Raw genomic sequence first — 11505 nt, forward strand, 5'->3', positions numbered from 1 at the left:
ATGAAGAATCAATTAATTTTCGATCACAAGCATCTGAGCTTCGTCTTCATAACAACTTTGAGGGAATAACCAACGATCAAATGCGCACCGAAGACAGGCGTTAGCCGTCATTACCTAAAAAGATAGCCGTATCAACCGATACATTATTTTTTCACTAGTGATCTTCGCTCCATCAAAAGATCATTCGGGTCTAGCCCCTAGCAAAACAGCCTCGGGAGAAATCCACATCGCATCGCCATAGGAATAGAAGCGATACATCTCCTCGATCGCTGCGTCGTAGATCTGAAGCAACTGATCGCGACCAATCAGTGCGCTCACAAGGAGCAACAGGGAACTCTTGGGAAGGTGAAAATTCGTGAGTAGGCCCTGCACAACCCGAAAGCGATAGCCGGGCTGAATCACGAGATCCACAGGCCCCTTCAACGGCTGCAAAGTCCCACCGCCCGCAGCAGCGGCGGCCTCGAGTGCTCGCACGCTTGTAGTGCCCACTGCAATCACCCGCCCACCTCGAGCTCTACAGGCCGAAACGGCCTCCACCACCTCCGTACGCACCTCCACCCACTCACTGTGCAGGGTGAGATCGCTCAGATCCTCTGTTTCCACGGGCCGAAAGGTGCCCAAGCCAACATGCAGGGTGACATGAGCCAAGGCGACACCCCGCTCAGCAATCGCTGCGAGCAAGGCATCGCTGAGATGAAGGCCCGCCGTCGGAGCGGCGACCGCTCCTGGGCGTGCGGCGTATCGGGTTTGATAGCGCTCTTGATCCGAGCTGTTATGGCGTGTGATGTAAGGCGGAAGCGGAACTTCTCCGTAGCGATCCAACAGTTTCTCAAGCGCGAGAGCATCAACACAATCCGGTGGAAACTGAACGACCCTGCCTCCAGTGGCAGCATCGCTCGCCAGCACGGCTAAGGGCAGCGGCTCTTGCTCCAAAGCCTCGATCCACAGCTGATCACCAGGCTGCATGCGTTTGGCAGGCCTCGCTAAACACAACCACCGCCCCTCCCCACGGGGCTCGAGCACGAGCAATTCAGCCAAACCGCCGCCACTGCGCCGCACCCGCAGACGCGCCTTCAGGACGCGGGTGTCATTCACCACCAAAAGATCGCCGGGTTGCAACTCCTGATGCCAGTCCCAGACGCGTTGGTGCCTCAGCTCAGACAAGGAGCACTCTGCAGGGGGCACCACAAGCAGACGGGCATCGTGCCGCGGCTCAACCGGCGCCTGCGCAATTCTGTCTTCCGGCAGAACGTAGTCATACGAACTGAGCTGGAGATCGCGTGAGTCAGGCATGATCTGGCTCCACCACAACATCAGGCCATGCTGCCAAGGCGGCGTTGTCTCTCGTCCCGGCAGGCGAAATGTAAAAGCGCACAATCGAAAAGACGCGACTCTTACCAGCAGAGAGAGCGGTAAACAAATTCAAGGCCCTCTGATTCAGAAGGGTTTGATCCAATCGATCCCTTGGCACGACCACTGGCATCACCACCGTCGTACAGAGCTCAGGATGATTCCGCTCCTGCTCAACAACAAAATCACAAAAGGGCTGCAGAAGCGAGCTGAACGGACTCTCAAGACATTGGAAGTTCAGGGCGCCGGTTTGCGTTCCAGCGCAACGATCCCATTCGGCACCGATCTGATCAGCATCCTGTTGATCCGCCAACACCATCACAGCCGTCACCTTGTCGGCGATGGAACAGGCGTAACGCACGGCTTCAAAGGACGGCTGGTTGAAATCATTAAGCCAAACGATGGCGTGATGGCGTGGCAACAAAGCCTTCGGCTCTAAAAAAAGAGTCTCCATGCATGGGTCAGGCGCCAGTAAAGCCAGCACCTCGCGATAACGCCTACGAATCATGGCGAGCCCCCACACCACCAGAGGCAAAGCAATCACGACTGTCCAGGCGCCTTCCGTGAACTTGCTCACGATGATCACCAACAACACCACGAAGGTGGAGAGAGCACCCAAGGCATTGAGCGCCATCCGTCCCTGCCAACCCGGTCCACGCAACCGAAACCAATGCAGCACCAATCCCAGCTGAGACAGCGTGAACGCCGTAAACACACCCAGCGCATACAAATTGACCGCCACGGTGGTGTCTCCGTGACAGATCCAAATGATCAAGGCCGACACCGCCAGCAAAACGCCAATGCCGTTCTGATACACCAAGCGATCTCCCAACCAACGCATCTGCGGTGGCAGGCAACGGTCTTCGGCAAGCATCGCCGCTAATAAAGGAAAACCAGCAAAGGCCGTGTTGGCGGCCAACACCAGAATCAGCAGGGTGGAGAGTTGCAGCAGCCAAAACAAGATGCTGCCGCTGCCAAACACCCGAATGCCGATCTGAGCCAAAACGGTGACTTGGGAATCTGGCGCAATGCCGTACATAAACCCCAGACCAGTCACGGCCAAGAGCATCGCCGCAAGCAAACCACCCATCACGAGCAGGGTCACGCGAGCATTGCGCGCCGCGGGTTCACGAAACACCTGCACGCCAGTGGAAATGGCCTCAATCCCTGTCATCGCCGAACAGCCAGAACTAAAGGCCCGCAAGATCAAAAACAGCCCTAAGGGCTGCAAAGCGGCCTCTAAAGGAGGTGGCTCGGGGGTCCAGCCATGTTGAAAGCTGAGATCAGTTAGCCCAACAAGGGTGAGCAACACGATCATCACCACAAAGACATAGGTGGGAATCGCAAAAATCCGGCCCGCCTCACGAATGCCGCGCAAGTTGGCCCAACCCACCAGGGCCAACAGCAGAAGTGACAACGACAGCTCATGGGGCAGCAATGAGGGCAGCAATGACGACAGGGCCTGAGTTCCTGCCATCAAGCTCACGGCAGCCGTGAGGGTGTAGTCGATCAAAAGGGCTGCCGCAGCTATCAGGCTGACGTTGCGTCCCAAGTTTTCACGCGCCACCACATAGGAGCCGCCGCCATTGGGATAAGCGGAGATCGCCTGCCGATAGGACAGCACCACAATCACGATCAACGCGATGATCGCCAGGGTGATCGGAAGCGATTGCTTGAGGGCCGAACTGCCCGCCAGGATCAACACACCCAGGGATGCCTCTGTGGCATAGGCCACGGAGGAAAGTGCATCCGACGACAGGATCGGCAGAGCCTGCAGGTTGGGCAATCGCTCCCGGGCTGCTTCAGCCCGAGGCAATGCTCGTCCGATCACGCGTGAAAACAATGAAGCAGCAAACAAGGCTCAAAGCCAGTTGTTATTCAGCCTGGCCAAATCAATGCGACATGACAGCCGCAAATTACACAGCCAAACTTTCCGGACGCGTGTCGATCAGTTCCGCCAGATCCTTCAGGAAGGCAGCACCATCGGCGCCGTAAATCACGCGGTGATCAGCGGTGAGGTTCACCTGCATCTGACGCTTCACGGAGATGGATCCGTCTTTACCTGCCACCACGGTGGGACGAGACGCCGCAACCGCCAGGATTGCGCCAGTGCCTGGGGGAAGGATGGCATCAAAGCGATCCACTCCGAACATTCCAAGGTTGGAGAGGGTGAAGGTGCCGGTGCTGTATTCCTCAGGCTGCAGTTGCTTGCTGCGAGAACGCTTCACCAAGTCCCCCCACTGACGCGATAACTCATACAAGTCGGTGCGATCGGCATTGCGCAACACCGGCGTAATCAAGCCTCCGTCTTCCATCGCCACAGCGACAGCCACATTCACCTCAGCGGGATAGCTCATGCCAGAGGCCGTGGTGGCGGCATTCACCTGGGGGTGTCGGGCCAAGGTCACGGCCACGGCTTTGGCCAGAAGGGCTGTCATGGTGACGCCTTTGGGTTTTACCTGCTTGTAAAACGCATCCAGCTTGTCTGTAGTGATCGTGTATCCAACACGGAAACAGGGCACCGCAAGACTGGCTTCCATGTTGCGGTTCACTGCCGCCTGAAGCGTGTTGAAGGCCACCGTGTCGCCTGGGGCGCCAAAACTGTTGCCGGAAGGAGCCGACGGTGAAGCCGCGACTGTCGCGCCAACAACCTCAGCGGCCGAAGTCCCTTCACCCACCCGTGGTGGGGTCACAGGACGTCCGGCTGCCTTTTCAACGTCTTCCGCCTGAATCCGGCCATTGGGCCCCGTGCCGCGCAGACCAGCAAGCTCCACACCCATTTGGGAGGCCAGCTTGCGGGCGCGGGGACTGACGATCAAGCGTCCGTTGCTGACAGCTGCAGCCACCGGAGCTGTGACGGGAGCAGGAGCTGAGACGGGAGTGGGGGGCGCTGGAGCCGCAGGGGGGGCGGCTGCAGCTGGAGCGGCCGGAGCTGAAGCGGCCGGAGCTGAAGAAGGAGCTTTGGCCTTCACATCAGCGATCTCCGCTTCCGTCTCAACGATCAAGCCAATCGTTTCACCCACAGGTGCAGTGCTACCCGCAGGCATCAACACTGCAGCCAAGTACCCCTCCTGAAAGGACTCCACATCCATGTCGGCTTTGTCGGACTCCACAACGAGAACGGATTCGCCTCGAGCCACCTTGTCTCCAGGCTGCTTAAGCCACTCCACGATTTTGCCCTCCGTCATGGTGGAGCTGAGGGCAGGCATAAAAATGTCGTGGGTTGCCAAAACCGTCTCCAGACGAGCTAATCCAACAAATTTTACGGCTCGGATCAGCCCTGTTCGATCGACTCGATCACGCCATCCCGCACAACGACTGCAACTTGCATCTTGCTCACTAAATTGTCGCCGACTTTGATGTCACAAAAGCTATCGAGTTGGCCCTGTTCCACAATCTGATCCATCTCAAGCTCACGCACTTGAGCCTGTTGCTGCAACAGGTTTCGCTTTTGTTCCTCTAACTCAGATCGCTTCGCCGCAACCTGTTGCTGAACCTGAGCCACCTGATCCTGAACCCGGGGATCGAGCGGATTTGCACTCTGACGACGAACTTGATCAACCACCTCCTGGCCCTCTTTCTCTAACTGCGCAAGCTGCTGATCAGTGGTCGCGATTCCATTGCTCAATTCGCGCTCAGCTTCCTCCTTCCAGGCCGGAGTCACCACTGCACGAATCGTGATGGAACGCTTGATGGTGAGAGAAGAATTGTCGGACACTTAAAATCCCAGGGTCATTATTCCAAGCAATAATACCTAATGAAAACCCAAAAATATTGACTGGAATAACAAAGAAGGAGAATGTTTGGCTGGAATTGACTGGAAGAAAAACCATCCAAAGGCGAATTACAAACTGAAAAGCGCAAGCTTTTGAAGCAAATCAGGGAGCCGTAGCTCGCCAAGTCGGTCGCCACAGCTTGTTCCCGAACCAAATCCCATACTCAAAAGGGCATCAACGCAAAGAGCGGATGCTACGGAGTAAAAAATTTCTACCGACAGAGGAAGAAAGTAAAAGCAAAGTCATCAAAGTGCATTTGCGCCAACATGCATGACCTACGGCATCTAAAGCCAACACAGTTATCGTCAATGGGAGTAGAGCAACTCCAAATGCCACCCTTAAGCAAACTGGGGCAACTTCTAATAGCATTTGTTCTGGCATTTGCAACAGGTGCCTATGCGGAAGAAGCGAACGAAGACAGTTTTGGTAACGATACAAACGACGAGAAAAAATATCTTGATTGCCAATACGGTCAAGGCAAATGGATTTCCATCACATATTCACCTGGATCAAGCCTGGCCGTAGGACAGATCAATGATGGAGCACCAGTCTTTTTCACTTCTTTATTAAGTGGAAACAGACTTTCGCTCACTCCTAGACAGCCAGGGAAAAAACTAACAATTAACTTGAGCTCTCTAATTGTGACTAGAGAATGGTATCTTCGCGATGGAGCAGGAAATGCAGGGACAGGAGAATGCGTAAAAGGAGAGACAGAGGATTCGACATTCTCTGACGACGACTTCTAACCAAAATGAATCATCCCTGCCCCCTTTGCAATATATCAACCCAAGCACTTGAGCCTCCTTTTACAAGCGAACCGACGGGAGGGAATCAAAAATAAGCATCAAAATCAGAGTCCCAAGGCAATTCAAAATTTTCAAATTCACCCTCATCAATAGGAATCATCGTAGCAGTGGTGAAGTTAAACTCATCACTACTTACAAACGAAAAAGTCTCAGCTTGCAAGAAAGAAGGAGAGCCAACGAGCTGATACCTCTGACTACACCCAACCAATAAATTATGACGTCGATCATCCTGGGAACCTAATTCTAACAATTCGCCCTTAAGCCCTGGCAGGTTTCGGATTGATTCAGACCTGCAAAGCCTTCTCGCATCACCAACATTGAGTTGTTGAGTATAGGAGCGATAGAGAAAGGCTCTTGGCCTATTCCCGTAACCATTGTAACGACCGCTAAAGCGATAGCGCAAACGACTTGGTGCATTAATAAAAGTATAAGTACCCTCCCTACCAGTATCAGTTTGCTGAAACGAATCATCAACAGGGACAAAAGTGGGGAGACGATACAGTTCATCACCCTGTGATACTTCTTGCCGGAAATCAGCAGGGATCGAGATCGAACTGCTGGAGTTGATGAATTGAGCACGCACTGGAACACCAAGCAGCGTATTCGAGAACAGGGTCAACGCAGCCCCGATAAATACAGATCTAGCTTTTAGCTGACTTTTCATTCCCACGATTTCATGGAATCTTTAGAATGTTAGCGCATATGCGGCAATTAAATCAATGCGCAAATGCGTCATTACCATCCTGCGAAAACAACTTCACCGGAAAACAACTTCAGCGGAAAACAACTTCACCTCTGGACATCATCTCAACTCACGGATCCAAAATTTGAAGACAGTCAAGTTGGCAGATAAAGCGGCATCTGCCTGATGCACAGCAACCACTTGAACAAAGGAGGATAAGTCACCCGATATCCCACGGGGAAAGGGACGACACGTCCTATGGCAGTAAAAATCAATGGGCCATGAGAAGTGTGTACAAAGTGGCATCAACAAGGATCAATCCAAAACACTACCAAACTGACACAAAAAACCATAAAACACTTTTTGGCGAATGGTTCAAAGGTTCCAATGATAATTACCGCAGACCTGTGAAAAGGCACCCAGGATAAGAATTGAGCGTTTAGAACTGAAAAGTCTGGAACATACAGACAACTCTCACCTCTCTAAATTGACAATCATGAAAAAGCTAATTGGTCTATTAGGTGCAGCAGGATTTCTAATTCCATCAGTCGCAATGGCTGGTAGCATCAACAACAACATCGGAGCTTCAGCCAAGCGAGTAACTGCCTCAGGCTTCTCTCGTCAAGACGTCACAGTAGATAGCGAGATTACTAAGAACAACACAATGTTCGTGGCCGGTGCAAACTGGGGCGGCAGCATTGCTGCTGATGCAGAGAACCTGTCCTGGGGTGACCGCGATATGACTTACAGCTATGGCCGCGCATCAGGTCAAGCTTCTACTTTCCAAGATGCAGATAATTACAGTTCTGCAGCAGAATTCCACTCAGAAGGTGACTACGGCTTCGATGGTGGATACGAAGAGGAATCATATTTGAGTGCTAATGCAGAAGTAAATACTGACTACAACGAAGAACGCGAAGATTTCTCCGCAACCGATTACCACGAGAATTCAGGGACCATTGGTGGATCACAGACATGGGGTGAAGCTGTAACAGAGACCGAAGGCGGTTACGGCTACGGCGAGGAATCCACCTCAGTTACCGAAGGCGGCGGCGATTACGGCGAGGACTCTAATACTCACGTCGCCGGAGGCGGCGGTGGCTGGGAAGGCTATTCAGAGGATTCCAACACACACACCGATGGCGGCGGCGAAAGCAGCTACCACGACGTAGAAAGGACTCGTGATGAGAGCGAAACAGTTAACGGAAAACTGACACACCCCAAACGTGACATAGAAAATTCACGTGGAACCAGCGTCACTCGTGGCCGCGGTAGCGAGGAGTACGATTACAGCGAGGACTCAGACACACACACCGAAGGCGGTAGCGTCTATGGCTATGGCTACGGTGAGACCGCTAACACAGAGACCGAAGGTGGATACGATTACGGTGAAGGCACCGAAACTCACACCGAAGGCGGTGGCGAGTACGGCGAGCTAGCAGTTACCGATTCTCATGAAACCAGCGTTTATGGTGAAGGGACTCGGACATCAGGTGGTTCAGACACAGAGGATTGGGGAGAAACCACCGGTAACATCGATACAGTCGCTAACGCGCATGTTGATTCTGGGAGCCGCGGTGAATATGGCGGAGTGGGTGGTTATGAAGTAGAGGGTTCCGGAGAAGCTGAGGCTAACGGCGCCATCACTACAGCAGGAACACTTGATGGAGCAACAGCTTCGTCCTATGGCCACGGTCATGAGCACTTCGTTGATGGAGCAGGCACTGTTAATCGCGATGCACACTGGAACGGATATGCTGGCTCTCTTCACGAGAACGGTACGACCAAAACAGGCGTAATCGCGGAGAACCTTGAGTCCTTCACCTCTCGCGGTTTCGAAACCAGTGCATTCAGCGGAACCAGCTGGGATTAATCATTAGATTACTACCAAGTTAGTTACATACAGGGAGGCGAAAGCCTCCTTTTTTTTTGCGATATTATATTTAAGTCAACACAAAATGAATGCAAAGCACCAGCCAACAGGCACATGCCTATTTGCAAATAAACCAAAACAATAGTGTGACAAGCTAGAGAACCCAAACATCACGGTCAGAACAGCGAAATAAGCCTTCCTTCCTATTGCCCATAACATTTAAGCGTGGCATGCTTAAAAAAAGCATTCTAATCACGATGCATGAAGCTGAATCAGAACAAAATCTTCACCTTAGCGAACAAAAGCGCTCATATTCACCATCTGATGATTCAGAACACATGCATAATAAGGCAAAGTCAGAAGACAAAAATGCTCTAAGTAGAACAGGTAAGTGCACGAAAAGCCTGTCATTAGAGCTCACTAGCGAAATGCATAAAACACTGAAACGCCTAGCCCTGCAACAAGATGACACCTTAAATTCCCTTGTCATTGAAGCCATCAAGCAATTCATCAAAAATGATGAACTCATCAGCATCAAGCAAGAAGCCATGAGAAAACGCTTGTCCAGATAAATGGAAAGGCATTATGAACGCAAAACGAAAAGACAAGATAGATGGATACGGGAAGGCAAAGGGGAGGGGAGAGCTAAACATACCAAATGCAAGCAAAAACATGCATTTTCCTTTTTTACACAATCAGGAGCGAGAGAGTCAAGAATAAATAATGCGTATCGCAAAAAATAGAAGGTTTATGGAACAAGCTAAAAAACAGAACACATCTCCATAGTTGATATCAAAATTGTTGGGATAATCATCCCAAAGGCCAAAGACTTATTGGGCTTGACCCCGATCAATAATGTGCGAAAATTGAATTTGATTCGCTTTTCAGCCATACTGCTTACTAAAATAGGCAAGAAGCATAACGAAAATAATGAGTAAAATCTGAAGATCAAGCGATCACTCGTCCTTTGTGCCTATAAGCTTCCATCAAAGCAAAGAACCTTCTGTTCTCAAAAATTGCTAACTATACGATGGAATTTGTACTCTAAACGCACGATCAAACCAGAAGGTCGTTTTGTATCCATTGCGCATCCACCACTCATGACTGAAAAGTGTCTATATGCTGAGTGAGACATTCATGAGATCACACTTGCAATCGACGCCCAACCAACCAACTGAATCGTCGATCTAAATTCCACTGCTGATTCATGCCAATCAGATATTGGCGTGAGTTGGGCCTCCGGACTAAAGGATGTGATCACGCACCCCCTCATAGAACAAAATGACCAAGTGCAAAACCAAGAAAAGGGTCTCCCTTGAAGTGTCGCGGGGACTTCATGAAAAGATCAAGCAGCTTGCGAAGTCCAGAGAAGAGACGATGGTCTCTCTAGTACTTAATGCGTTACATAACTTTCTTGAAACGGAACACAAGATCATACTGAAACCCAAATTCAACCCAGAACTTCTCCACAGATCAGACGATTATCAATTCAATTAACCCAAAAACCACATCGATACACTATCAAGCAACTCAAACTTACCTACTAAAGCACCAATGAACAGTCAAATTGCCATTAAAGACCAAAAAAAGCTTTCTGTATTGCTGTCAAATCAAATGCATAAGAGCCTTAAGCTTCAGGCCTTAAGCGAAGACAAAAGCATCACAGAGACAATTACAACATTGATGAGACAATATATTCTATTTCCTGACATGATAAGCACAAAAGAGCAAAATTAATACGTGATCCGGGCCTTAAAAGGCATTATATCCGAGAGGCAATAGATACATGTTTCTCAAGCATGAAACCATGAGAAAACGCTTGTCCAGTTAGGGCAAAGGCATAAACATAAACCCTAAAGCAAACAAGCAAAATGGATGACGGAATAATAGCCGAACAGTGAGAGAGAGCACCTTACACTCAAACAAAACCATGCTTTTTCCCTTTGCAGACAATCAAAATCGAGAGTAAGAGAGGCAAATAAGATATCTTGCAAAAGATGCAAGGCCTATTGCACAATACAACAAGCAGAGTGCAACACCTCTATTTACATTAGAATTACTGGAATAGTCATCCAAAAGTCAAAGACTTGTTGTAGGATTGACCTCGAACAAAATGCGCGGTAATTAAATGTTTTGAATTGAATACTCTTTTAAGTCATGAGCGCTTACAAAGGCTGCCAAAAATCATCACAAAAATGATGAATAAAAGATGAAGCTCAAGCGATCAGTCAGATCTGGCAACTATAAGGTTCCAAAAAAGCAAATAGTCTTCTGTCGGCTAAAATTGCGCAAAATACGAAGGAATTTGTACGATAAACGCGCAATCAAATCAGATGGGCGTTTTGTGTTTGAGGCGCATCCACCACTTTTCACTGAAAATCGTCTGTATGTTGAATGAGACAATCATGAGATCACTCGTGCAGTCGACTCCCAGCCACCCACCTGAATCGTCGATCTAGATTCCTTTGGTGATTCATGCAAATCTGATATTGGCGTGAATCGATCCATTAGGACTAAGGCAAGTCATCACACTCCCCCTAATCGGACAACATGACCAACTGCAAAACCAAGAAAAGAGTCACCCTTGAGGTTTCGCGGGGACTACATAAAAAGATCAAACAACTTGCCAATTCACGAGAAGAGACGATGGTCTCTCTAGTACTTGATGCATTACATAACTTTCTTGAAGCGGAGCACAAGATAACCCTCAGATCAAAGTTCAAACCAGAAATTTTCCACACATCAAACAATTATCGATTGAATTAATCGGAAAACTGCACCGACACAAACTCAAGACACTCACATTCACCTACCAAAGCATCAATGAAAAATCAAATTACTATTAAAGATCAAAAAAAACTTTCTGTCTTGCTGTCAAATAAAACGCATAAGAACCTTAAGGCTCAAGCATTAAGTGAAGACAAAAGCATCACGGAAATAATTACTGCATTGGTTGAAAATTACATTCGATTTCCTGATATAATTAAATAAAAGAGTATGATTAGAGTATAATCTGGA

Annotated in this window: 8 protein-coding genes; 3 read left to right on the forward strand and 5 right to left on the reverse strand. The window is 49.7% G+C overall.

Annotated elements, in window-relative coordinates:
• Positions 1-180: 180 nt before the first annotated feature.
• Genes queA through NCN04_RS00310 form a run of 4 tightly spaced genes read right to left on the reverse strand, consistent with a single transcriptional unit; the run spans position 181 to position 5068 of the window.
• The gene (gene queA, locus NCN04_RS00295) at positions 181-1293 is read right to left on the reverse strand and encodes a tRNA preQ1(34) S-adenosylmethionine ribosyltransferase-isomerase QueA (RefSeq protein ID WP_284498476.1); all 1113 of its coding nucleotides are present in this window, start codon (positions 1291-1293) and stop codon (positions 181-183) included.
• Positions 1286-3208 carry an APC family permease gene (locus NCN04_RS00300; RefSeq protein WP_250394800.1) on the reverse strand — a complete coding sequence of 641 codons (1923 nt, stop codon included), beginning with the start codon at positions 3206-3208 and terminating at the stop codon, positions 1286-1288. Before NCN04_RS00300 ends, queA begins: the two co-directional genes overlap by 8 nt.
• A gap of 58 nt (positions 3209-3266) precedes the next feature.
• Entirely contained in the window at positions 3267-4580 is a 1314-nt protein-coding gene (locus NCN04_RS00305) for a dihydrolipoamide acetyltransferase family protein (protein ID WP_250394801.1), read from the reverse strand.
• Positions 4581-4624: 44 nt separating this feature from the next.
• A complete protein-coding gene (locus NCN04_RS00310; RefSeq protein WP_250394802.1) occupies positions 4625-5068 on the reverse strand; it encodes a YlqD family protein in 444 nt (147 codons plus the stop codon).
• A gap of 324 nt (positions 5069-5392) precedes the next feature.
• Between NCN04_RS00310 and NCN04_RS00315 the strand changes: the two genes are divergently transcribed.
• A complete protein-coding gene (locus tag NCN04_RS00315) occupies positions 5393-5872 on the forward strand; it encodes a hypothetical protein (RefSeq protein ID WP_250394803.1) in 480 nt (159 codons plus the stop codon).
• A gap of 85 nt (positions 5873-5957) precedes the next feature.
• Here NCN04_RS00315 and NCN04_RS00320 read toward each other — a convergent pair whose 3' ends face one another.
• The gene (locus NCN04_RS00320) at positions 5958-6596 is read right to left on the reverse strand and encodes a hypothetical protein (RefSeq protein ID WP_250394804.1); all 639 of its coding nucleotides are present in this window, start codon (positions 6594-6596) and stop codon (positions 5958-5960) included.
• A 505-nt stretch (positions 6597-7101) separates the two neighbouring features.
• Here NCN04_RS00320 and NCN04_RS00325 point away from each other — a divergent pair.
• Together NCN04_RS00325 and NCN04_RS00330 are read left to right on the forward strand one after the other, a co-directional pair.
• Positions 7102-8487, forward strand: a complete 1386-nt coding sequence (locus NCN04_RS00325) for a hypothetical protein (protein ID WP_250394805.1) — start codon at positions 7102-7104, stop codon at positions 8485-8487.
• 257 nt (positions 8488-8744) lie between these two features.
• Positions 8745-9059: a hypothetical protein gene (locus tag NCN04_RS00330; RefSeq protein WP_250394806.1), complete on the forward strand. Its 315-nt coding sequence runs from the start codon at positions 8745-8747 to the stop codon at positions 9057-9059.
• Positions 9060-11505 lie beyond the last annotated feature (2446 nt).

Origin of the sequence: Synechococcus sp. MU1655 (assembly GCF_023630655.1) — a bacterium.
Classification (GTDB): domain Bacteria; phylum Cyanobacteriota; class Cyanobacteriia; order PCC-6307; family Cyanobiaceae; genus Synechococcus_C.

Coding starts and splice junctions, on each gene's coding strand:
- queA (WP_284498476.1), bottom strand. CDS start 1,293: ATGCCTGACTCACGCGATCTCCAGCTCAGTTCGTATGACTACGTTCTG.
- NCN04_RS00315 (WP_250394803.1), top strand. CDS start 5,393: ATGCATGACCTACGGCATCTAAAGCCAACACAGTTATCGTCAATGGGA.
- NCN04_RS00320 (WP_250394804.1), bottom strand. CDS start 6,596: ATGAAAAGTCAGCTAAAAGCTAGATCTGTATTTATCGGGGCTGCGTTG.
- NCN04_RS00330 (WP_250394806.1), top strand. CDS start 8,745: ATGCATGAAGCTGAATCAGAACAAAATCTTCACCTTAGCGAACAAAAG.